The 23525-nt window shown below is 38.2% G+C and carries 19 protein-coding genes; 2 read left to right on the top strand and 17 right to left on the bottom strand.

Annotated elements, in window-relative coordinates; genetic code table 11:
• Positions 1 to 17: 17 nt before the first annotated feature.
• The 4 genes from RM573_RS09090 to metB form a co-directional block, all read right to left on the bottom strand.
• Positions 18 to 1148, bottom strand: a complete 1131-nt coding sequence (locus RM573_RS09090) for a GGDEF domain-containing protein (RefSeq protein WP_311580553.1) — start codon at positions 1146 to 1148, stop codon at positions 18 to 20.
• A 123-nt stretch (positions 1149 to 1271) separates the two neighbouring features.
• Positions 1272 to 2735: a hypothetical protein gene (locus tag RM573_RS09095; RefSeq protein ID WP_311580557.1), complete on the bottom strand. Its 1464-nt coding sequence runs from the start codon at positions 2733 to 2735 to the stop codon at positions 1272 to 1274.
• Positions 2736 to 2863: 128 nt separating this feature from the next.
• Entirely contained in the window at positions 2864 to 5314 is a 2451-nt protein-coding gene (metL, locus tag RM573_RS09100; protein WP_311580560.1) for a bifunctional aspartate kinase/homoserine dehydrogenase II, read from the bottom strand.
• 18 nt (positions 5315 to 5332) lie between these two features.
• Positions 5333 to 6490, bottom strand: coding sequence for a cystathionine gamma-synthase (metB, locus tag RM573_RS09105; RefSeq protein WP_311580563.1), 1158 nt, complete (start codon positions 6488 to 6490; stop codon positions 5333 to 5335).
• Between the two features lie 237 nt (positions 6491 to 6727).
• Between metB and metJ the strand changes: the two genes are divergently transcribed.
• Complete coding sequence (metJ, locus tag RM573_RS09110; protein WP_311580566.1) at positions 6728 to 7057, top strand: met regulon transcriptional regulator MetJ; 330 nt, start codon at positions 6728 to 6730, stop codon at positions 7055 to 7057.
• A 92-nt stretch (positions 7058 to 7149) separates the two neighbouring features.
• Here metJ and RM573_RS09115 read toward each other — a convergent pair whose 3' ends face one another.
• The 12 genes from RM573_RS09115 to RM573_RS09170 form a co-directional block, all read right to left on the bottom strand.
• A complete protein-coding gene (locus RM573_RS09115; protein WP_311580569.1) occupies positions 7150 to 8394 on the bottom strand; it encodes a malic enzyme-like NAD(P)-binding protein in 1245 nt (414 codons plus the stop codon).
• A gap of 446 nt (positions 8395 to 8840) precedes the next feature.
• Complete coding sequence (locus RM573_RS09120) at positions 8841 to 10139, bottom strand: adenylosuccinate synthase (RefSeq protein ID WP_311580572.1); 1299 nt, start codon at positions 10137 to 10139, stop codon at positions 8841 to 8843.
• Positions 10140 to 10297: 158 nt separating this feature from the next.
• On the bottom strand, positions 10298 to 10486 hold the full coding sequence (locus RM573_RS09125; protein ID WP_311580575.1) for a DUF2065 domain-containing protein: 189 nt from the start codon (positions 10484 to 10486) through the stop codon (positions 10298 to 10300).
• Positions 10487 to 10565: 79 nt separating this feature from the next.
• Complete coding sequence (gene hflC / locus RM573_RS09130; RefSeq protein ID WP_311580577.1) at positions 10566 to 11453, bottom strand: protease modulator HflC; 888 nt, start codon at positions 11451 to 11453, stop codon at positions 10566 to 10568.
• 3 nt (positions 11454 to 11456) lie between these two features.
• A complete protein-coding gene (hflK, locus tag RM573_RS09135) occupies positions 11457 to 12602 on the bottom strand; it encodes an FtsH protease activity modulator HflK (protein WP_311580580.1) in 1146 nt (381 codons plus the stop codon).
• Positions 12603 to 12683: 81 nt separating this feature from the next.
• Complete coding sequence (hflX, locus tag RM573_RS09140) at positions 12684 to 13970, bottom strand: ribosome rescue GTPase HflX (RefSeq protein WP_311580583.1); 1287 nt, start codon at positions 13968 to 13970, stop codon at positions 12684 to 12686.
• A gap of 33 nt (positions 13971 to 14003) precedes the next feature.
• The gene (gene hfq, locus RM573_RS09145; protein WP_311580586.1) at positions 14004 to 14267 is read right to left on the bottom strand and encodes an RNA chaperone Hfq; all 264 of its coding nucleotides are present in this window, start codon (positions 14265 to 14267) and stop codon (positions 14004 to 14006) included.
• 107 nt (positions 14268 to 14374) lie between these two features.
• Complete coding sequence (miaA, locus tag RM573_RS09150) at positions 14375 to 15301, bottom strand: tRNA (adenosine(37)-N6)-dimethylallyltransferase MiaA (protein ID WP_311581179.1); 927 nt, start codon at positions 15299 to 15301, stop codon at positions 14375 to 14377.
• 39 nt (positions 15302 to 15340) lie between these two features.
• Positions 15341 to 17242, bottom strand: coding sequence for a DNA mismatch repair endonuclease MutL (mutL, locus tag RM573_RS09155; RefSeq protein ID WP_311580589.1), 1902 nt, complete (start codon positions 17240 to 17242; stop codon positions 15341 to 15343).
• 18 nt (positions 17243 to 17260) lie between these two features.
• The gene (locus tag RM573_RS09160; protein ID WP_311580592.1) at positions 17261 to 18592 is read right to left on the bottom strand and encodes an N-acetylmuramoyl-L-alanine amidase; all 1332 of its coding nucleotides are present in this window, start codon (positions 18590 to 18592) and stop codon (positions 17261 to 17263) included.
• A gap of 13 nt (positions 18593 to 18605) precedes the next feature.
• Positions 18606 to 19118: a tRNA (adenosine(37)-N6)-threonylcarbamoyltransferase complex ATPase subunit type 1 TsaE gene (tsaE, locus tag RM573_RS09165; RefSeq protein ID WP_311580595.1), complete on the bottom strand. Its 513-nt coding sequence runs from the start codon at positions 19116 to 19118 to the stop codon at positions 18606 to 18608.
• A 17-nt stretch (positions 19119 to 19135) separates the two neighbouring features.
• Positions 19136 to 20650, bottom strand: coding sequence for an NAD(P)H-hydrate dehydratase (locus RM573_RS09170; protein WP_311580598.1), 1515 nt, complete (start codon positions 20648 to 20650; stop codon positions 19136 to 19138).
• Between the two features lie 16 nt (positions 20651 to 20666).
• On the opposite strand from RM573_RS09170, the gene queG reads away from it, so the two are divergent.
• Positions 20667 to 21827: a tRNA epoxyqueuosine(34) reductase QueG gene (gene queG, locus RM573_RS09175; RefSeq protein WP_311580601.1), complete on the top strand. Its 1161-nt coding sequence runs from the start codon at positions 20667 to 20669 to the stop codon at positions 21825 to 21827.
• 34 nt (positions 21828 to 21861) lie between these two features.
• Here the strand turns inward: queG and RM573_RS09180 are convergent, their stop codons facing one another.
• Entirely contained in the window at positions 21862 to 23508 is a 1647-nt protein-coding gene (locus tag RM573_RS09180) for a response regulator (RefSeq protein ID WP_311580604.1), read from the bottom strand.
• Between the last annotated feature and the right edge of the window lie 17 nt (positions 23509 to 23525).

The raw sequence follows: 23525 nt of genomic DNA on the forward strand, positions 1-23525 counted from the left end.
GTGATGATAAATGATGGTTAAGCCAGCACACTTTCATAATGCTTAACCACATTTCGCCCCGCCGATTTTGCATCATACATGGCATTATCAGCATGATTTATCGACATTTCTATATCATGGTAATCTTGTACTTCACAGATCCCAAAACTAGCGGTTAAATTAATTGTGCCTTTATTTGTCTCGAACGATAGTTTCTCTACTTGTTCGCGCATCCGCTCAACAACGGTTAACGCTTTCACTTTGTCTGTTTGAGTGAGTATAGCGACAAACTCTTCCCCACCATAACGCGCTAATATATCACCACCTCGAAGATAATCACTCAGGACATGTGCAAATGCTTTTAACACTTTATCGCCCACTTTATGACCATAATTATCATTAACCTGTTTAAAATAGTCGATATCACACATCATCACACATAACGGTTCTCTGTGTCTTTCTGCCGCTTTTAACATACGCTTTGATTCAGATAGAAAAAACCGTCGATTATAGAGCTCGGTTAATGGATCGGTTGTCGCTTCTATTTCTAAGGCCTTATGTGCATCTAACATATAGCTTGAAAATAAAAAAATGGTTAATCCTGCTAAATATGCGGGAGCAAAAATGAAAAGTGTTACCATGAATTGGGTTGAAAATTCATGGTTTATGATGCCAGTAAAACTAGCTAAATTTGCGATGAGTAACAAAGTGTTCAACGCGATAACAAGTGCCATTCCTTTATCGCCGACATTACTTCCTTGCGTTCTATTTAACAGTGCGTAAACACAGACAAGTGAAAGGATAACGTTATATAAATAAGCCACTTGAACACTTGACTCAATGACAAATTTATCAGTAATGACATAAATAACAGCAAAACTACACACCAATGAAATGGGGATTTTACTTTGACAGCGCCACAATATACCGATAGTTAAACACAATCCGGACAAGGCAAAAAAGACGTCACTAAAAAAATCGAGTAATAACGTAGAAGATTGGATATTGGCTGACATTACGACAAAAAATATCACAGTAAAAAAATAAAACGAGCGAAAGGCAATACGGGCAGGTTTGTCGCCTTCTTTATCTTTAAAAAGAAGTGACGCAATAAACATGACTATCGAAACAATTATCACTGATAACGCAATTTCAAACTGTGAGCCCATATAGATTCATCCAATTATCTACGAGAAGCTACAGCATATGCCTTTCAAGAAAAATTGTCTATAAAATAGGCAGTGCATTATTTATACACTTTTAAGCATGAGTACGCTTTAAGTCAACATCACTTAAGTATTCTTATTCCATAATTTCTGATGATTTTTAATCGAGAAAAATTCACCTGCATGCCAACACCTTGGCAATAAATCGAGGTTTTGTCGCTCTTTATAATTAGAAGCAAGCAACTCTAATATTTCGTTTAACCTATCTTTACTAATATTGGCAAAATTTTGCGCGGTTTCGGTGTGATAAAGGTTCATATCAAGGGTAATAACTATATCTTGGCCATGGACAAGAAAAGTTAAATTTCTCGTTGCTGTACGACAACTAGGTGTTTCGGGGCTTTCCGGATAAAGATTATTAACGATAGCGTATTCATAATGATCACCCGGTTTACCTTCCAAACCAATGGGAATATAGGTGATGCCGAAGCCTTGGGGATAATCTCCGGTAATGGTACGCAAAGCATCAACAGCATCTTGGCTACAAATACCGTTTTCAGCATTGGCGTTAAGCGCTTGATAGACCTTTGGTAACAATTTGTAGTTATAACTTGATTTAGTCGACAAGATTATCGAAGTGTAAATTTGTGGGACTTTTAGGATATTTCCAATACCTTGTTTAGGCGTAATGGCGCTCTTTAATAAATGCTTGATGAACACTAACTTTTTATGTTCAGCGAAGTAAAATTTATCTCTATCAGCTTTAGAATTGCCGATATAAGTTGGTGTACCAAGCCCCTCTACTAAAAAGCGAATCGTTTCACGATAATTAATTTGCAACAAGGCTTTTCGATCTTCTACGAGTAACGTTCGATGAGGATCAAGTGTACCATCCTCTCCTTTCACGATATGTTGAGCATCTTGATGAAAATGACCGATATCTTGTAAAAGCGCCGCCATTACAATTGAAATTTTTACGTTATCAACAAATGCTTGATAACTTTTACTATCAGTTTCTGGCCATTGACTAAATTGCGCGATATTTTCATCACTTAGATAGGATTTAATTTGTTCTTCATTAACAATGGGCGATTTATCTATGCAAAGTTTATCAAGCAATCGTAAGCATAAAACAGCCTTATATAAAGGCTTGTTACATTCATTTACCTTGGCGACTTTCTTGCCTTCGGTAGGACTTAACAGCTGAATGGTACCCAAAAGTTGAGCAGACTTTTTATTGCTCTCAGCTTGATTATTTCCCTCGCTTAACGTGATGATTTCCTGACAAATAGTTAAAAGATATTTATGCCTTTCATTATTTTCATCTTTAAGGTCTTGTTTAAATTCACGGTATTGACGTTCAGTCTTCTCTATTTCAAGTTTGACTTTTTCATCATCTTTTTGCGTATTAAGCTCATATATGCGCTGTTTTAGTTTTTCTAGCTTACTCTCATTATATGGCTGATATTCAAAAAAGCTGATGGCTCGCTCAAGGAGAGAATCTTTTAATATACTTCGGCCATATATTTTATCGAGTAAAACTTTTACTTGAGTAGTAAAACGAGTATCTATTTTAGCGTTGTTCGGCATAATTTTAGTTTATAACAGTCAGTTACCTAAACTGGGATCAGATAACATTCATGCTAGTTAAAATTACCCTAAGTCACAAGAAATTATTTGTCTCATTCAAATCGCCAAGCACATTAAGAGAACTAATATTAATCAATCCCTTTAAGTTTCACTTGGCTTTGACGGGTATTTAATCGCTGACAGATATTGACAAGATCCGAGTGTATGCCGCTTGCCGTAACATCTCTACCGGCTCCTGGCCCGCGGATAATTAACGGATTCTCTTGATACCAGCCACTTTTAATTTGAAAGATATTATCGCACGGTGTTAAGTTCGCAAAAGCATCATTGTTACTTAATACTTCTAAACCTACTTTCGCCGTTAACTTGCCTGATTCAGACACAGAAAAACGAGCGATGTAGCGAATACAACATTGTTGTTCTTTCGCTTGATTTAGCTGCTCTGAAAAAAACGAATCTAATTGATCCGCTGCCGCTAGAAAATCCGGAATGGATAACGTTTGCAATGCATCCGGTACTAAGTTTTGGCATTTAATATCTGCTAATGAAAGTTCAAAACCCGCGGCTCGTGCCAAAATCAGTAACTTTCTTTGTACATCACGGCCTGATAAATCTTCACGAGGATCAGGTTCCGTAATACCTTGTGAAAGTGCATCCAGCATTAACTTAGAAAACGGTAACGTGCCATCATAGGTTTCGAAAATCCAAGAGAGCGTCCCTGAAAAAATCCCTGATATTTCAGTAATATTATCGCCACTATTTAATAAATCATTAATCGCATAATTTATTGGTAACCCAGCACCTACTGTCGTATTTCCAAACCACAAACTTTTACTTTTAGCCGCGCTTGCCAGCAGAGACTTATAATTATCCGTACTAGAAGAAGCGGCCCATTTATTTGCCCCGATGACATGAATACCTTGCTTAAAAAAGTCTTCATATAACAAACTAAATTGTTCGCTCGGTGTAACATCAACCACTACTAATTCATCATATGGATGATTAGCTAACCAGGACATTAGCTCTGATTTATCAATCGGTTGTGCATCTTTTTGATATAAGGACAATGCCTGATTAACCTCAATACCGTCATTATTGAACAAGGCTTTTTTAGATGAGACTAAACCAACTAAATGCACATTTTCAAGCGCTGGCACTCGACTTAATTGTGCCGGCAACATCTCAAGGAATCGTTCTCCTATATTGCCTAAACCGGCAACAACAAGGCCGATATGGCGAGCATCTTTGGTCATGTCGTGATGAACATTATTTAATAACTCAGTAGTACAAGCTTGCGTAAGTACAGCCATGATACTATGTTCATTAGGAGAGTTAACTCTAGCAAAAGTTTTACTGTGTCTTAATGAACGTTTAAACCGCGCTTGCACGTCACCATGATGAATCACTTTATGACCGACAGTCGCTAAAATACTGGCGGGTGTAAATTTCACTTCCGTGTCGTGGCTAGCAAGCCACTGGCTCACCGCCTTTTGTTGTTCTTGATGAATAACAATAAAGCCGGCTTTATCATCACCACAAACCGCTGAAAACTCTTGTTGGGCTTGTTCACCTAAGTTTCCTGTAAAACTATCCGATTGTGCCAACAATAAATCATTTAAAAATGTGACAGACAATTCTTGCTTAGCAATTTGACCAAATTTACCAATTTCAGTGCCACTAATGGATGGGTCAAAACTACTCGCAACATGTAAATGTGTACTATGATCTGTCAAGGGTTGTAGGGTTTTTGCGTGTAATACCGGATTACCCAATCTACCTAATTCTTTAGCGACACCATTAGGCAAACGGTGTAATTTTCTTGCAGATGGAACCACCCGAGGATCGGCACTATAAATACCATCTACATCAGTCCATAACGTGACATTTAATGCCCCAACTAGTGATGCCATGATAGTAGCAGAATAATCACTGCCATTTCTGCCTAAAGTACAAGTTTCATTTTGACTATTTTTCGCGATATAACCCGTAATAACGGCTAATTTATGACGTTGTTTTAATTGATATAATTGCGTTTTACTAACTTGAGTATTTACCTGACAAGCCTTGTCATTATCAATCACGAGAAAATCGCGGGAATCTACCATAAAGCTTGGGCAAACTTTTTCACTTAATACTTCGGACAGTAAACGCGCAGACCACAATTCACCAAAGGCTAAAATATCAGCTTGATGTTGCTGTGGTGAATTTTCTAACCATTTTTTTAATTGCGCACAATCTGCGTCTAATTGCGTTAATAATCGCTTTTCATTACTTGACGATAATAGTTCGCTGATAAGTTGAGCTTGCATTGACTTGATATCATGCAGCGAAATTTCGAGTGTTTCAGTCTGTAAGATAGCTTGATGATATAACGCAAATAAAGCGTCGGTTGTTCCACCATTGGCTGAAACCACGACAATATCATTTAATTGACAATGCTGACGAATAATATCTACAACACGCACAATACATTGAGCTGATGCTAACGAACTACCACCAAATTTATGCACTTGAATCGCATGTTTTGCCAATTGGTTTTGATCGGCCGTTAACTTTTCTGCTGCATTAGACTGTTTCATGTTCTTTTCACTTTTGCTCTACAATTGACTAGCGGCAAGACCTGCTGCTAAATCTTCAATAATGTCATCACTGTCTTCGATACCAACCGAAATACGGACTAATGATTGGGTAATACCTGCTTCAAGTTGCGCAGCGAGTTCCATCCCGGCATGTGTCATCGTTGATGGGTGGCTAATTAAACTTTCAACGCCGCCAAGTGATTGAGCTAAAGTAAATAAGGTTAAATTAGCAAACAGTTTTTTCACTGCTTCTTCGCCACCCTGCACTTCAAAGCTCATCATGGCACCAAAATCATATTGTTGTCTTTTGGCAATTTCATGACCTGGATGATCGGAAAAACCTGGATAATAGACTGCTTTAACCGCCTCGTGGGCTTTTAAAAATTGAGCTACTGCGTTGGCATTTTCTTGATGCTGCCTCATACGAATAGGCAAAGTTTTAAGACCACGTAACGCCAAGTAACTATCGAAAGGTGAGCCGGTAATGCCAATACAATTAGCCCACCATGCAAGCTCTTCTCCTAACGCTTTATCTTTCGTGACTAACACGCCACCAACGACGTCACTATGGCCATTGATATATTTGGTGGTTGAGTGGAAAACGATATCAGCGCCTAACAACAATGGTTGCTGTAATGCCGGTGATAAAAAGGTGTTATCAACGGCAACCAATGCGCCAACTTGATGACAAGCTTTGGTGATTTTTTCAATATCCACTAAACGCAATAAAGGATTACTAGGACTTTCTAATAGCACTAATTTAGGTTTTTGTAGTAACGCTTCGTGTAATGCTTGCTCATCATTTTGATCAACAACAATTAAATTAAATTGTCCACGTTTAGCTAAATGGGTAAATAGTCGATAACTACCGCCATAACAATCATGAGGGATCACCACAGTGTCATCTGTAGATAAAAGCTGACAAATCAAATGCACACTTGCCATGCCTGTACAGGTGACTATGCCAACACTGCCTTGTTCTAATTCAGCAATCGCTTGCGCAAATGTTGCTCTTGTCGGATTACCCGTACGAGAATAATCAAACTGTCGCTTCTCATTAAAACCTTTCAGGGCATAGGTACTCGACAAATGAATAGCAGGAATAACAGCACCATGATGCTCGTCAGAGTTAATACCTGCTCGTACTGCAATCGTTGCAATTTTTTTATCGTTCATATGACTCTCAGTGAAATATTTGCTGCAATAAAACCAAATAGACTTTTGGACGTCCAAAAGTCTAAATCTTTTAAATTGGCGGGTCAAGAACTTTAGACATCTAAACTTCTACACATTCGTTATTGACTCGACGGTAACAACCAGTAAAATCTATTTAAAACTATAAGATGAATAGTTTATCTGTTTTCAGCGTAAATTAAGCATAAAACTCATAATAAAAGTAACCAGAGGTAATTCATGGCAAAGTGGAATGGCGAATATATCAACCCATATGCCGAACACGGTAAAAAAAGTGAACAAGTAAAAAAAATTACCGTTTCTATCCCCTTAAGAGTTCTCAAAGTATTGACGGATGAACGTACAAGACGTCAAGTAAATAATCTTCGTCATGCAACCAATAGTGAATTATTATGCGAAGCGTTTTTACATGCCTTTACCGGGCAACCATTACCTGATGATATCGACTTAGCAAAAGACAATGTTGAGAAGCTACCAGCCAGTGTTCGTAAAGCACTAGAAGAACAAGGTGTCACAGATTTTAGCCAATTTGAGATAGAAGATGACTAATCGCTAGTCTAATTTATTACTCACGAGCACTCGTGATAAAACAACAAAAGCTCAAACACATTATTTATTTGAGCTTTTTCATTTAAGGACGGTTAGCTATTCATATAATCTTCAGGTAATTCTAACGCTGCAACCCCAGAATCAACTGCCGCTTGCGCTACGGCTTTTGCTACACGGCCACACAAACGCGAATCCATCGGTTTAGGGATAATGTATTCCTTACCAAAGGTTAATGTACTTTCACAACTGGCATCTAAAACATCCTGAGGTACAGCTTCTTTTGCTAATTCACGAATAGCATGTACACAGGCCACTTTCATTTCGTCGTTAATAGTCCTTGCTCTCACATCTAAAGCGCCACGAAAAATAAACGGGAAACAAAGTACATTATTCACTTGGTTAGGATAATCAGAACGACCCGTTGCCATAATGATATCATCACGCGTGGCATGGGCTAATTCAGGTTTGATTTCAGGATCTGGATTTGAACAAGCAAAGATTACGGGTTTAGGTGCCATTAATTTCACATGTTCTGCCGATAAAACATTAGGGCCAGAAACACCAACAAACACATCAGCACCATCAATAACATCTTCTAAAGTACGTTTGTCGGTATTGTTAGCAAATAATCGTTTATATTCATTTAAATCATCACGACGGGTATGGATAACACCTTTAGTATCTAACATGTAAATTTTTTCACGTTGCGCGCCGCATTTAATAAGAAGCTCCATACAAGCAATCGCAGCCGCACCCGCGCCCATACAAATAATATTTGCATGTTTAATGTTTTTCCCTTGAATCTCAAGCGCATTGATCATTCCTGCCGCAGTAACAATGGCTGTACCATGCTGATCATCATGAAAAACCGGGATTTTACAACGCTCGATTAACGCCTTTTCAATTTCAAAACACTCTGGCGCTTTGATATCTTCAAGGTTTATACCGCCAAAACTATCGGCAATGTTTGCCACAGTTGAGACAAACTCTTCGACGGTTTTATGTTTTACTTCTAGATCAAATGAATTGATATTGGCAAAACGTTTAAACAATAATGCTTTACCTTCCATCACAGGTTTTGATGCCATGCCACCTAAATTACCTAAACCTAAAATCGCGGTACCATTAGTAATAACAGCAACAGTATTGCCTTTACCTGTATATTTATAAACATCATCTGGGTTATCAGCGATTGCTCTTACAGGCTCTGCGACTCCAGGGCTATAAGCAAGAGAGAGGTCCAGGCTAGTTTCGGCAGCAGTTGTAAGTTCTACACTTATTTTTCCAGGCGTTGGAAATTGGTGATAATCAAGTGCCTGTTGGCGTAAATCAGTCATTATTGGTAGTCCCAGTGCGTTATATATTAATATATTATAGATTTTTGTTTTTTTAGTTCATTTTCTTTTACATAATATTGCATTATTTACCCTGAACTCAAGCTAAATTTATGTGGTAATACCTCTATAGCCTAGATAAACACTACCACTAATATAAGAAATTACACATTACTTGTATAAATATTCACTATTACATTCAAGACATATCACTAGATCTTCATTTTCTCCTTCGAGGATTTTTGCTTTATCCGCTCGGATTAGCGCTATTTCATTAACGTTAGCGATATTCATACTTTGATGATCAAACAAGCGTCAGAATATAAAGTGATTTTCACGGCAGGTAAACAAGGCTACTGCTTTCAACAAATTGGCTATATCGCTCGATAAAAAGATATAAAAAAAGCCACTTTAAAAGTGGCCTTTAAAAACAATCAACGCGTAAGACTCTATTCGCTAAATGGATTAACCAAAATGATAGTTTCGTTACGGTCTGGGCCTGTTGAAATTAGGTCAATCGGCACACCCGTTACTTCTTCAATACGTTTAATATAAGCAATAGCATTAGCAGGTAATTGCTCAATTGAAGTTGCACCGTAGGTTTTTTCAGACCAACCAGGCATAGATTCATAAACCGGAGTGATTTCTTCATAACCTTCCGCTGCGGTTGGCGGAACAGTAATGATTTCACCTGATTTAGTTTGATATCCAGTACAAATTTTCAATTCTTCTAAACCATCTAAAACATCAAGTTTAGTTAAACAAAAACCTGTCACGCTGTTGACTTGAGTAGCACGATGCATAGCAACCGCATCAAACCAACCACAACGACGTTCACGACCTGTAGTTGCACCAAACTCATGGCCAACTGTGCCTAAATGATTACCAATTTCGTCATCTAATTCTGTTGGGAATGGGCCAGAGCCAACACGAGTGGTGTAAGCTTTGGTGATACCTAATACGTAATCAATATTACAAGGTCCAAATCCACAACCTGTCGAAACACCACCGGCAGTAGTATTTGAAGAAGTTACGTAAGGGTAAGTACCGTGGTCGATATCAAGTAACGTACCTTGTGCACCTTCAAACATAATTTTTTCGCCAGCAATACGAGCTTGATCAAGCAATTCCGCAATGTCAGCAACCATACTAATAATCACTTCGCGTACCGCTAATACATCAGCAAGCACTTGTTCATAATTAACTGGCTCTGCTTTGTAATAGTTCACTAAAGCAAAGTTATGGTATTCCATAATTTCTTTTAGTTTTGACGCAAATGTTTCTGCATTAAATAAGTCGCCAACACGTAAACCACGACGAGCAACTTTATCTTCATAAGCGGGACCAATACCACGACCGGTCGTACCGATAGCCTTGCTACCACGTGCAGCTTCACGAGCTGCATCAAGCGCATTATGATAAGGAAGAATTAATGGACAAGCATCACTGATCAACAAACGTTCGCGAACGGGAACACCACGCTCTTCCAACATTTTCATTTCAGTCATTAATGCTTTTGGACAAAGTACAACACCATTACCAATTAAGCATTTTACGTTCTCACGTAACACTCCTGACGGTATTAGATGTAAAACAGTTTTTTCACCGTTAATAACAAGTGTATGACCGGCGTTATGGCCACCTTGATAGCGTACTACGTACTTAGCTGTATCAGTCAGTAAGTCGACTACTTTACCTTTGCCTTCGTCACCCCATTGGGTGCCAAGAACTACGACGTTTTTACCCATGTTCACATATTGGTAAGAAAATTAGGCGGGGATTCTATCAAATTATAATAATGAGTCCAAGCTATTCTTGTTGGATTTTAATACGATTTCAAAATATCAAATAAAGAGAATAACTTAGTTAAACAGCATTAGATTATAATTATCGCATTCATTAAATGTTAATGTAGTAACCAAAGAATTATCAATCCAATTACTATGATTGTGATCCCTATTGATCGAATCGATTGTGGAGTTTCTTCAGCTAATTTTAATACATAGGCGCGCCATTTATTTGGAAATAATGCCGGAATCAATCCTTCTATAATCAATGCTATCGCTAATGCTGTGACTAATAATTCGATAGTCATCTATGGCTCCTTAGTCTTGAATTACTGACATAAAAAAACCATGACAATGTCATGGTTTTCTGTTTTTAAATCATCACGATTATTCTTTTACTTTGGCACTATTTTTTAAATAGTGAAAGAAGTCGTTATCTGGTTTAACAACCAAAATATCATTTTTGCTGCTAAAGCTTTTTTCATAAGCCTCAAGACTTCGATAAAAGCTAAAGAACTCAGCATCTTTCTTATACGTGTCAGCATACACTTTTGCTGCTAAGGCATCGCCTTCACCACGAATTTCAAATGCTTCTTTTTGTGCTGTTGCTAACATAACCGTTACTTTCGCATCAATGGTTGCACGAATAATTTCAGACTGTTCTTGACCTTTCGATCTGTGCTCTTTTGCTACAGCAGTTCGTTCAGCACGCATACGGTCATAAATAGAAGCACTAACTTCTGTTGGTAAATTAATCGCTTTAATACGCACATCAATCACTTCAATACCTAAATCTTCACGACTACTTGCTGCGCTTTCTAGCGCTTTTGCCATGATATCATCACGATCACCAGAAACAATTTCTTTAATCGTTCGAGTACCAAATTCCGTTCTTAAACCGTTATTCACTTTTTGCTTCAATAATGCACGTGCATTTTCAATTGAACCTGACGTACGTAAATAATAGGTAGAAAAATCAACAATGCGCCATTTAACAAAAGAGTCGACCATTAAATCTTTTTTCTCAGAAGTTACAAAACGATCTGGCGCTTCATCTAATGTTTGAATACGTGCATCAATTTTTTTAACATTTTCAATAAACGGTATTTTAAACTGTAATCCTGGTTCAAAAACGATCATGTTACCAGTTTCTGCATCTCGTTTAATTTTCGAGAATTGAAATACTATGCCGCGTTGACCTTCAAAAACAACAAACACTGATGAAACAACTAAGACAAATAAAGCAGCGATTATCGCAATCATAAAGTTTTTCATTGCTTAATTTCTCCCGTTATTAAAACGGTCTGAACGACCTGAGCTTGAAGGTGCTGAATTAACTGTATTACCTGATGTGTTCACACTTTGTGAAGCATTAGGAATTATTCTATTAGTTTGATTCTGTTGTTGCATAATTTTATCAAGTGGTAAATACATCATATTATTACCGCCATCGACATCAACCATCACTTTACTCGTGTTGCTATACACTTTTTCCATGGTAGCTAAATACAAGCGTTGACGAGTAACTTCTGGCGCGGCTTGATACTCAGGTAAAAGCTTTTCAAATTTAGCCACTTCACCTTGCGCATCTAAAACAGTTTGCTCTCTATACGCAATAGCTTCTTGCTCCATACGCTTAACACGGCCACGCGCTCTAGGTTCAATACCTTTGGCATATGCTTCAGCTTCACGTAAAAAGCGTACTTCATCTTCTTGCGCAGCTATTGCATCATCAAATGCGTCTTTAACTTCTTCAGGAGGACGAGCATCTTTAAAGTTAACATCAACAACTATTAACCCAAGATTATAAGGCTCGATGATATCGTTTAGCTCAGCCCAAACATCTTGTCTAACTTGTTCACGACCACTGGTTAAAATATCATCCATTTTTGCGTGACCAACAACATAACGTAACGCACTATCAAGCGACTGACTTAAACTATCATCAGCATTAGTCACACTAAAAACATAATTTCGAGGGTCAACAACACGATATTGGATCTGCATTTCAACGCGCACAACATTCTCATCTCGTGTCAGCATAAAACCTGCTGCAGGTAAATCGCGTGTGGTTTGAATATCAACAGGGATAATGCGATCGATAAAGGTCCATTTCCAACGTAAACCCGGCTCTACCGTGCCTGAATATTGACCAAAACGTAACACTATGCCTTGCTCAGCTTCTTTTATCGTGTAAAAACCACTGAATGCGTAAACGAGCACAGCAACAATTAACGCTAAGCCAATACCTACAGAAGAAAAGCTTTTTCCTGAGCCGCCGCCAGAAGACTTACCACCAAAAATTCCGCCAACTTTGTTGCCTAAATCTTTTAATAAATCATCTAAGTCTGGTGGACCTTGATTTTTGCCACCTTTATTTTTCCAGGGATCTTTATCGTCTTTCCCCGGTTCATTCCAAGCCATGCTGCTCTCCGCTATCTAATCTAAAATGTAGAAATTGACATAATAAGTCAAAAATAATTTTGAGCCTAATATATCAGTCTGTTAACTTTCGATAAAGCTTTCAATTACCGCTTCATCTTTTTTTACTAAACGATTCCACTCTCTCGCGGGAAGTTTTACCTTTAAAAGGCAATTGCCTTGTTCATCATACTGCTCATCAGCAATACAATTTAATTGATAAAATGTCCCTCTAAATTTTCCATATTGAGGTGGGATCTTTAAGCGATGTTTTACAATTTGTTTGCCTAGACGTTCGGCTAGAGCTACAAATAACAACTCAATTCCAATACCTTGTTGTGCTGACAGCCACACCCTAATTGGCAAGCCTGTTTCATCACGGTCAATACGTGGTTCAATATCCTCTAATTTATCAATTTTATTGCAAATCAGTAATTGAGGAACATCACCCGCATCAATTTCTTTTAACACCTCTTGGACTTGCTCAATATTTTCACTACGTCGTTCATCAGCAATATCAATAACATGTAATAATAATTCTGCTTCTCGAGTTTCAGTTAATGTTGCTTTAAAAGCCGCTACTAAGTCATGGGGCAAATGACGGATAAAACCAACTGTATCGGCTAAAATTGCCCGTCCTACGTCTTCAACTTCAATCCGTCTTAATGTTGGGTCAAGCGTCGCAAACAATTGATCAGCCGCATAAACTTTTGCTTTGGTTATACAATTAAATAAAGTTGATTTTCCCGCATTGGTATAACCGACTAACGAAATGGTCGGTAACTCTGCTCTTTCACGCGCTCTTCGGCCTTGTTGGCGTTGCTTTTCAACTTTTTCTAAACGTTTACGAATATTCACCATTCGCTCACGCAGTAACCGTCTATCGGTTTCAAGTTGTGTTTCACCCGGTCCTCTAAGACCTATACCACCTTTTTGTCTTTCAAGATGCGTCCAGCCGCGAATAAGGCGAGTACTAATATGGCGTAATTGCGCTAATTCTACTTGTAATTTACCTTCATGTGTACGCGCACGCTGCGCAAAAATATCTAATATCAATGTCGTGCGATCAACGACACGACACTCACAAAGTGCTTCAATATTTTTTTCTTGTGAAGGAGATAAACTGTGATTGAATAAAATCACATTCGCATCAAGTAACTTAACTTCATCAGCGATTTCTTGTGCTTTTCCACTTCCGACAAAGAATTTACTGTGCGGTGTGTTACGTTTACCTGTGATCACAGATAAAGATTCAATACCCGCAGAATCTACAAGCATTTCAAATTCTTGTAAATCTTCGCGTGCATTTTCATCTGGAAAATCTAAATGAACAAGTATCGCTTGCTCACCTGCTTGGTACCTATCAAACAAATGAGCAAATCCTAACAATACCAGTTAAGAACATTACTCTTGAGAGTCCATTGATTGGTTAAAACCTGCTTGAGGTGGTTGTGGAGCTGTATTCACTGCACGTGCAGGTACAACCGTAGAAATAGCATGTTTATAAACCATTTGACTGACGGTATTTTTTAACAAAATAACGAATTGATCAAATGACTCTACTTGTCCTTGTAGTTTAATGCCATTAACTAAGTATATTGCTACTGGAATGCGATCACGACGTAAAGCATTCAAAAATGGGTCTTGTAAAGATTGCCCCTTTGCCATTATTTGGCCCCTTTTTTATTGTTAGTGAATATTAAGTAAATCATTGCTGCTTTATTTTATAATTGTATTCAATTAACTATCTAATAAATCTAATTATACATCAATGTTTAAAGTTTGCTTACTGCTGTCAAAATTTGTTGTAAATTATCTTTACTTTCCATATTAAGCCATTGCAAATTTGGCCAATTTCTTAACCAAGTTAGCTGCCTTTTCGCTAATTGTCTGGTAGCACAAATCCCTTTAAATATCATTTCATCATGATCAAACTCACCATGAAGATGTTGCCACATTTGACGATAGCCTACACAACGAATTGAAGGCAGATTTTCATGTAAATCTTGCCTTGCTATTAGTTTAACGACCTCTTGCTCAAAACCTTGAGCAATCATTTGTTCATATCGTAAAGCAATGCGGTCATGTAAAACACTTCGCTCTTTTGGTGCAATAGCGAATTGTAAAACATCACCCAAGAGTTTCTCACCTTTTATCGCCGTTAATTGTGACAAAGTGTTACCAGTTATTCGATAAACTTCTAACGCCCGAGTGATTCTTTGCGGATCATTAGGGTGAATTCTTTGTCCAGCTTCAGGATCAACCTCGGCTAAAGTTTGATGAACAGCATGCCAACTCGCTGCCTTTGCTTCTGCCTCAATCCCTTTCCTGATCTCATTATCTGCTTGTGGCAGTGGCGATATACCTTCAATTAAGCTTTTAAAGTACATCATAGTGCCGCCAACCAATAATGGAATACGACCTTTGGCTCTAATTTCAGCGATTTCTCTCAACGCATCTTGACAAAAGTCAGCCGCTGAATAACTTTCGCTCGCATCTCGAATATTAATTAAACGATGCGGGTACTTTGCTAATTCCTCAGTCGTTGGCTTAGCCGTACCTATGTCCATATCACGATAAACAAGCGCAGAATCAACACTAATAATGTCGCAAGGTAGCTGTTCAAAAAGCTCAAACGCTAAAGCTGTTTTGCCAGATGCCGTTGGGCCCATTAAACAAATAACCGGTGGTTGCTTGGCCATTTCTGTCGCTTTGTTACTCTCTAAAGATGACATAGTTAATCACTTCAACTTTTCTATTGATGATGTAAGGTCGATTGTTGTTGAATTCAAGGCCAATTCTTGATTAATTGTTTGTGGGCACAAATGAGTAAGCTGAAGGTAAAGTGCTTGTAGGCTATTTTCGTCAAACGACTCACAGGTCAATAATTGGATAAAACTATTCTGCCATACTTCAACAGAAGCTAATTCCTGTTTATCCACCATAAATAAATGCTTTATAAACAACGAAAAACTTTGACTGACATCTTTTTCACGAAGCATAGCCGGATATTGTCTAATTTGAATAGCGTTTTGTCCAAGTCGATGAATTACCATACCAAAGGCATTAAACATGTCGTTATGACTTTCAATAAAATCAATTTCCGTTTTTGATAAGTTCAACTTAATGGGTAACAACAAGGGCTGACTTGTTAATCCTTGAGGCCATTGTTTAGTAATATTCAGTAAATTAATTCTCGCCGCTAGCTTTTCTAGCGAAAGTAATCGAGGTGTTCCTTCTGCAACATAAAGAGCAAAACTTGGTGCGACAAACTGTAAAGCTATTTTCGGCAAAACAGAGTTATCTTGATGTTCGCTGTTTTTTGCCTCTTGTTCAGCTAAAGGCTGCATTAACCGCTGATAGGCTTGGCTGGCCAATTCAAGATTTTGCGCTTTCCCTTTATATGCTGCTGGCGATGTTATATGAGACGAGTATTGATTAGATGATGGCCGATTGCCATTGCCTTGATACGCTAATGGTTTTACATACTCTTGTACTTGCTCACTAGCAGTATTGACGGCTGCATTATGCTGATTATGCAAATATTCAACGGGAGGGACGTGCTGCTCAGCACTTTGTGATAACGGATATCCATGACAGTTTTCCGCCTCATCAGTCCCTTCGTGTTCATATTGAGGGAGCTGCAGTGCATTCATTAAAGCTTGATGACAAACAGAATAAATAAAATCATGTACATATCTTCCTTGATGAAACCTCACCTCGTGCTTTGCCGGATGAACATTAACATCCACATCACGCACATCAAGCGTTAAAAATAAAACAAAAGCGGGATAAGTGTTGTCTGGTAACATGTCATGATAGGACTGACGAATCGCATGATTTATCAGTTTATCTCTCATCATACGATCATTGACATAGCTATAGCACAAGTCATTTTGCTTGCGATTGAATTGTGGATTGGCAATCCAGCCGGTTAAGCTTAACCCATCGTGCTGGCAATCAACCTGTAAGGCATTATCGATAAAGGCTTGACCACAAACTTGTGCTACTCGTTTTGCTTGCTGACTTGCCGTTGTCGCTAACCGATATTGTCGAACGACTTTCTGGTTATGAGTTAAAGTAAATGCGACATCAAACCGTGCTAACGCAATACGTTTAATCACTTCTTCAATATGAGAAAATTCGGTTTTTTCAGTACGCATAAACTTTCGTCGGGCTGGCGTATTAAAAAACAAATCCAAAACATCTATGGTTGTGCCGTCTGAATGTGCGGCAGGATTAATTGCCACATCCATATCTCGACCTTGTGCACACGCTTGCCAGGCACTGTCTTGCTCATGTGGTTTTGATGTTAACGTTAATCGTGCAACTGAACTAATACTCGCTAATGCTTCACCGCGAAAACCTAATGAATTAATGCCTTCTAAATCATTAAGGTTCTTAATTTTACTCGTTGCATGGCGACTGAGAGCTAAAATTAATTCGTCTTTAACGATGCCTTTACCGTTATCACTAATTCGAATACGTTTTGCACCGCCTTTTTCGATATCAATTTTTATCGAAGTTGCACCAGCATCTAAACTATTTTCAACCAGTTCTTTAACAACAGATGCGGGACGTTCAACAACTTCACCTGCGGCAATTTGGTTCGCAAGCTGAGCGGGGAGGATTTCAATGGTCATAACAAGCTTAATAAGACCTTAGTCTGCACGAGGAATTTTCAATGTTTGTCCAATTCGAACGACATTAGAGTTTAAATTATTGACGGCCTTTAATTTACCTACCGTCACATTATAACGATGCGCTACTACCGAAAGCGACTCGCCGCGCGAAACTTTATGTTTTTTATAGCTAACTGACGCGTAGTAAGTACCGTCGGGAGCATTGTTAGCAAAATAATTATCGACTGAATTAAAAATAGCGTTGGCTAGTTTTTGTTGATGTGCCGAAGAGTTTAAGTTTTTCTCTTCTCGAGGATTGGAAATAAAACCCGTTTCAATTAACACCGATGGAATATCTGAAGATTTTAAAACCGCCAAACTCAAACCTTCTGGCTTTTTCTTATGAAGCTTAGTTACCTTTTTCAATTGCGAGATAACATGTTCGGCAAATTCGTAACTACTCGCCATGGTATATTCTTTTTTCATATCCGCTAAGGTAATTGCTAAATTTTTGTCTTTTGTCTTTTTGATAGTATCGCCTGCACCGCCTAATAGCTCTGACTCTTTCTGACGATTTGCTATCCAACGGGTAAATTCAGAGTTTGCCCGTCTCGTCGACTGAACTAAAACCGATGCCCCATGCGGCTTTGATGAGGTAAAAGCATCCGCGTGTATTGAAATTAATAAATCCGCTTTATGCTTTCTTGCTAAGGTAGTTTTGCGATTATGGTTTACATAATAATCACCGGTTCTGATCATCGCTGATTTTAAGCCTTTTTGTTTATCGATTAAGGCCGCTAATTTTTTCGCAATGTTCAACGTGACATGTTTTTCATAGGTACCTTTTGCACCGATAGAGCCAGGGTCTTCACCACCATGACCGGCAACTATGGCAACAACAATGTCGCGTTTATCATTTTTTTTAGCTGTTTGAACACTTTGAGTTACACGATCTTGATCAAATAAATCAATCACTAAACGATTACCATATTGCCCTGCTGGTGCGAGTGGAAAAACATTGAGGTTATATTTATCCCGCAATTCTAAAACTAACCGTGTCGAGGTTTTATTTTTGGCTTTAGAAGTACGAATGGTGGTAATTCTTTTATCATTTTTAGCAAGCGCTTGAAGATTGACTAAATTTTGAGTGGCTTGAAAGTCAATCACAAGGCGTTGGGGGTTTGACAAGCTGAAGTAACTGTAATCGGGTGTTTTCTTTAAATCAAAGACTAAACGGGTGTTTTCTGGTGCTGGCCATACACGAATACCATCAATACTATTATTAGCTTGCGCAGCATAAATCGATTTTCCCAAAACCAAGTAAAGAAAAATTAACGTACTTAAATATCGACTTATAACGCCACGCGTCATTTGGTTTAACCTCTTATTCAATCGAATCAATGTTTGAACGTTCAAGCGCTAATAGCAGGTTTTTACCTAGCGTATTATGCGATTGAAATTCAACTAATCTTTGCTCACCTTGATAGGCCATATTAATGGTAATATCCGCATTAGCCAATAGACCATTGCCTTTTTCTGGCCATTCAATGAAACAACAACAATTTTCATTAAAATAATCACGAATTCCCATAAACTCTAGTTCTTCAGGATCTGCAAGTCGATAAAGATCAAAGTGATAAACTTGCCAGTTTACTAAATCGTAGGGCTCAACTAAGGTATAAGTAGGGCTTTTTACATGGCCAACATGCCCCATACCTTGAACAAAGCCACGAGTTATCGTGGTTTTTCCTGCGCCTAAATCACCATTTAAATAGACCACAATCCCTTGATTAAGTTCGCTTTTCACAATTTTTGCGATTTGTTTTCCCATAGCCACGGTTGCCTGTTCATCAACGAGTGAAAAACTACAACGGTGAGTGGTTAGATTATTATTCATGAAAATGAAAAAGTACCTTAATTGATAAGTAGTTGAATCTCAGGAAATAAGTCACTTGCAAGTAGACCTATTTTTCCTTGTTTAGTTGCAATAATATCTGCAGAACGACCATGAATAAATACTGCCAAGCGTGCCGCATCTACAGGAGTTAATGATTGCATGATTAACGCCGAGATTATACCTGATAAAACATCTCCCATGCCACCAGTAGCCATTCCAGAGTTGCCACTGGTATTTATCCAAACAGTTTTTCCATCAGAAATTAAGCTACCAGCCCCTTTTAAAATACAAATACCACCATATTGTTGCGAAATGTTTCTAACGGCTTTAAATCGATCTTTTTCAATATCGGCTACAGTGCACTGTAATAACGCCGCAGCTTCTCCAGGGTGCGGCGTTAATACCCAATCATCTTTGTATTGAAAGTTTTTCGCCAATAAATGCAAAGCGTCAGCGTCAATAACACAGTTTTTTTTACTTGCCATCACTTGATTGAATAATGCGACGGACCAAGTATTTTTTCCTAATCCAGGGCCACATAACAACACCTTGGCTTTTTGATAAAACTGACTCTTTATTAATTGATCGCTGTCATCAGGTGCCAACATTAATTCAGGACGGCCATTAAGCACGATAGAATAATTCTCTTGATGACAACAAACAGCAACTAATGCCGCGCCTGAGCGAAGTGCAGACTCACTTGATAGTCGGATAGCCCCAGGCATTCCTTTATTACCGCCCACCGATAATAACAAGCCAATATCTCCTTTATGAGACGAGGCATGTCGTTGTGGTTTTTCTGGAATATTATTCTGTCCTTGTATCTCAACTGAAGAATCTACTGCTTGTTGAAACTGTGGTCCAATCTCTAAATCAGCTAAATATAATTGCCCAACATATTGAGCAGCCATTCCTGTGAATAGCCCTTGTTTGCAGACGATAAGAGTGACAGTAACGTCGGCAATCATTGCCGTTGTTGCTACATAGCCGGTAGTGGCATCAACACCCGATGGAATATCAACACTGATCACGGTTGCTTGATAAGCATTTACGGCATGAATTATGTCGATATAGTGGGGAGGTAACTTTCCTTTAAAGCCTATCCCAAATAAAGCATCGACAACCAAATCAAAATCATTTTCTTGTAAAAACCGAGTGGTTAATTGAAGTTCGCTTTGAAAAATAATAGTCGCATTGGTGTTGAGTAACAGATCAAACGCAGCTTTTGACTCCGCCACTAAACTGTCTTTATCTGTAGTTAAGTAAACAGTCGCATGAATTCCCATCTCTTGGGCCAGTCGAGCAATCACAAAACCATCACCACCATTATTTCCTTTACCACAGAGGACGAAAATCTTACTAACATGCGGATAATTTTCATGCATAAACCGAAAACACGCATGCCCCGCTCTTTCCATGAGAGCAACCAAAGCAATCTGCTGGCTTAACGATATTTCAGCTTCATTTTCTAGTACTTGTGTCGCGGTATACGCTCTTTGTGGTAAACTTTCTGCCAAGGTTTTCACTAACATTTTACACTCACTATTGATGACGGCTGCCACTATCAACTATCAAGAATTAACGCAAAAAATCAAGCTTTGGGGAAAAGAACTTGGTTTTTCTCAAGTGGGCTTTAGTGATATCGATTTATCCTCCCATGAAAAAGCATTAACAACCTGGTTAGCCAAGAATTATCACGGTGATATGGATTATATGGCCAAACATGGTTTAATGCGTGCCAGAGCTGATGAGCTAGTGCCCAATACCATTCGTGTCGTCAGTGCCCGAATGGATTATTTACCAAGTGACGCAAAATTTGCGCAAATTTTAAAAAATAAAAACAAAGCCTATATTAGCCGTTATGCCTTAGGACGTGATTATCATAAATTAATGAGAAAACGTTTGAAGCAACTCGGTGAAAAAATTGAACAGTATTGCCAACAATTTAATTTCCGTCCCTTTGTCGATTCAGCTCCTATTCTTGAGCGCCCATTAGCTGAAAAAGCTGGATTAGGTTGGGTAGGTAAACACTCTTTACTGATTAATGAACAAGCAGGGTCTTGGTTTTTTCTCGGCGAGTTGTTAGTAGATATTCCTTTACCGGTAACGACAAAAAGCGAAAACCAATGTGGAAGTTGTGTCTCCTGCATTAAAATTTGTCCTACACAAGCGATTGTCGAGCCTTATGTTGTTGACGCGCGTAAATGCATTTCTTATTTAACAATTGAGCTACGTGAATCGATCCCAGAGCAATACCGAAAAGCCATAGGTAATAGAGTTTATGGGTGTGATGATTGTCAATTAATCTGCCCTTGGAATAAATTTGCTCAACTTACAACTCAAGATGATTTTCAGCCAAGACAAAATTTAGATAATACTGATTTATTAGCCCTGTTTTCATGGGATGAAGAAACCTTTTTAGCGAAAACCCAAGGCTCCGCGATTAGACGAATAGGGTTTGAATGTTGGCAACGAAATATTGCTGTAGGTCTTGGAAATGCAGATTTTCACCCAGAAATTATCCGTACGCTAGAAGCCAAACTAGCATCAGCTACCGTCATGGTCGCTGAGCATATTAACTGGGCGCTAAGACAACAAAAGCATAAGCAGCAAGCACAGCAAAAAAACCTCCCTTTTGTCACCGAAAACGAAAGGCTGTCAGGGCGATTAATACGCTCTATAGAAAAAGGCTTACCAAGAGACGCATAAAATTATTACCCTGCTAAAAAGCGTATATATAGCATTAGTTTCTAAAAAAACTTAGCCACTTTTCTTTAACTTGTTCAACCGCTTCCGCCGTTTTTCCTTCTAATCTTGACTGGTCAAATAAAGTAAGCGCCGCATCGGCATATTCTAAATATTGCTCCTCAAGATTATCTTCTTCTTTCATGGTAGTAAGAATTTTAAGTAAGCTAATCGAAAATTTAATACTGCTAGGAGCAAGTTGGATCGCTTGAATAACGGCTTCTAATGCCGGTTTATATCGTTTTTTCTGATAATGTTCCACAGCCATATCGTGTAACTGTTTCGGAGTAAAATGAATGTCAGCTCGCTCTTGTGTTTCTTGCTCAACATATTTATTCACCACCTGGCTGGTAAGCGACTCACCTGAAATTTGATTTTTTATCGATTCTAATAACAGCATTGCTTCTTCACGCATGCCGAGCTCATGATAGACTTTTACTTTATCTAAGTTATCTTCAATTAAAGCCGTTGGGCGGATAGAAACCTGATTCTCAACTAACCGTTTAGCTTTTTCTGCTTCATCTTGCGCATTTAATATTCTTGCTCGGGTCACGGTAATTTGCTCTTTAAACAAATGAGCATCATCATAATCACGCTCTAATTGTTTAATGTAATTTTCTGACTGTTTTAATAAAGCTTCCGCACTGCCATCAGTAATTGTACAAGCTAAATCGATGCCTGAACGAATAACATTTAAAATGATTTCAGGTGAGTCATGAATAGAGTTTTTCGCATTTTTTGCAATATTTCTTGTTGCTTCGTATTGACCATAATGATCATGGTTTAATCGAGCTAAATCCCATGATTTTTTATTCCGCTCAATATTCCGGGGCGATAAGGTGGCGGCTTTTCTAATTTCTTCATAAGCTAAATCATATTTTTCATGTTCAATATGATATTGCGCAAGCATATCATGTGTTGCAAAACGTGTTTCCGGCTTATTAGATAAAGTGGTTAACATATCATGAATTTCTTCAATGCGACCTTGTTTAAGTAATGATTTAACATAGCCGATATAAACCCATGCGTGTTTATAAGTCGCTAATAAACCTTTAAAAAATACTTCGGCTTCTTTAAATTCAAGTAAATTTAACAGCGCTTCACCTTTCATGCGAAGAATATTGGCATGTAATGGAACAAGTTCTTTGTTTAATAAATGCCGATCAGCATAATAAATCACTTTAGAAAATTCACGCGCATCAATAGAGTGATATAAGTTGAACAACTTATTTTTAATTTTTAGCGTTTGTTTTAGCCGATCTTGTACTTTTTTAGGTTGGAGCGGCTTTACCCAAAAGTCATCAGGTTGCAGCTCAATAATAGAATTAACTAAAGATTCATTGGTTTCCGTACTCAAAAAAATTAGCACAGTGCTTTTCGTCACATAGCCTTTAAATTTAAGCTCTTCCAATAGATGAAATCCGTCTTTATCGCTTTCAACATTAAAAGAACAAACAATGACATGAAATTTCATTTCACCGCATAATTTAATACCAAAATAAGCATTTTGCGCACATCGCACTTCTCGAATACCAATATCATAAAGTGCTCTTTTCATTGTGTCGTGCACTAAGGTATTATCATCAATGACAAGTACGTTTAAATTACTATAATCATTGAAAAAATTTTTTACCGCTGCTTCCATTAAAACGAATCCACATT

Source organism: Thalassotalea castellviae (assembly GCF_031846185.1).
GTDB lineage: Bacteria > Pseudomonadota > Gammaproteobacteria > Enterobacterales > Alteromonadaceae > Thalassotalea_H > Thalassotalea_H castellviae.

Coding starts and splice junctions, on each gene's coding strand:
- hfq (WP_311580586.1), bottom strand. CDS start 14,267: ATGGCAAAGGGGCAATCTTTACAAGACCCATTTTTGAATGCTTTACGT.
- queG (WP_311580601.1), top strand. CDS start 20,667: ATGACGGCTGCCACTATCAACTATCAAGAATTAACGCAAAAAATCAAG.
- hflC (WP_311580577.1), bottom strand. CDS start 11,453: ATGAAAAACTTTATGATTGCGATAATCGCTGCTTTATTTGTCTTAGTT.
- RM573_RS09125 (WP_311580575.1), bottom strand. CDS start 10,486: ATGACTATCGAATTATTAGTCACAGCATTAGCGATAGCATTGATTATA.
- RM573_RS09180 (WP_311580604.1), bottom strand. CDS start 23,508: ATGGAAGCAGCGGTAAAAAATTTTTTCAATGATTATAGTAATTTAAAC.
- hflK (WP_311580580.1), bottom strand. CDS start 12,602: ATGGCTTGGAATGAACCGGGGAAAGACGATAAAGATCCCTGGAAAAAT.
- RM573_RS09170 (WP_311580598.1), bottom strand. CDS start 20,650: ATGTTAGTGAAAACCTTGGCAGAAAGTTTACCACAAAGAGCGTATACC.
- tsaE (WP_311580595.1), bottom strand. CDS start 19,118: ATGAATAATAATCTAACCACTCACCGTTGTAGTTTTTCACTCGTTGAT.
- metL (WP_311580560.1), bottom strand. CDS start 5,314: ATGAAACAGTCTAATGCAGCAGAAAAGTTAACGGCCGATCAAAACCAA.
- RM573_RS09120 (WP_311580572.1), bottom strand. CDS start 10,139: ATGGGTAAAAACGTCGTAGTTCTTGGCACCCAATGGGGTGACGAAGGC.
- metJ (WP_311580566.1), top strand. CDS start 6,728: ATGGCAAAGTGGAATGGCGAATATATCAACCCATATGCCGAACACGGT.
- miaA (WP_311581179.1), bottom strand. CDS start 15,301: ATGGCCAAGCAACCACCGGTTATTTGTTTAATGGGCCCAACGGCATCT.
- metB (WP_311580563.1), bottom strand. CDS start 6,490: ATGAACGATAAAAAAATTGCAACGATTGCAGTACGAGCAGGTATTAAC.
- RM573_RS09095 (WP_311580557.1), bottom strand. CDS start 2,735: ATGCCGAACAACGCTAAAATAGATACTCGTTTTACTACTCAAGTAAAA.
- RM573_RS09160 (WP_311580592.1), bottom strand. CDS start 18,592: ATGACGCGTGGCGTTATAAGTCGATATTTAAGTACGTTAATTTTTCTT.
- RM573_RS09090 (WP_311580553.1), bottom strand. CDS start 1,148: ATGGGCTCACAGTTTGAAATTGCGTTATCAGTGATAATTGTTTCGATA.
- RM573_RS09115 (WP_311580569.1), bottom strand. CDS start 8,394: ATGACTGATTTACGCCAACAGGCACTTGATTATCACCAATTTCCAACG.
- mutL (WP_311580589.1), bottom strand. CDS start 17,242: ATGACCATTGAAATCCTCCCCGCTCAGCTTGCGAACCAAATTGCCGCA.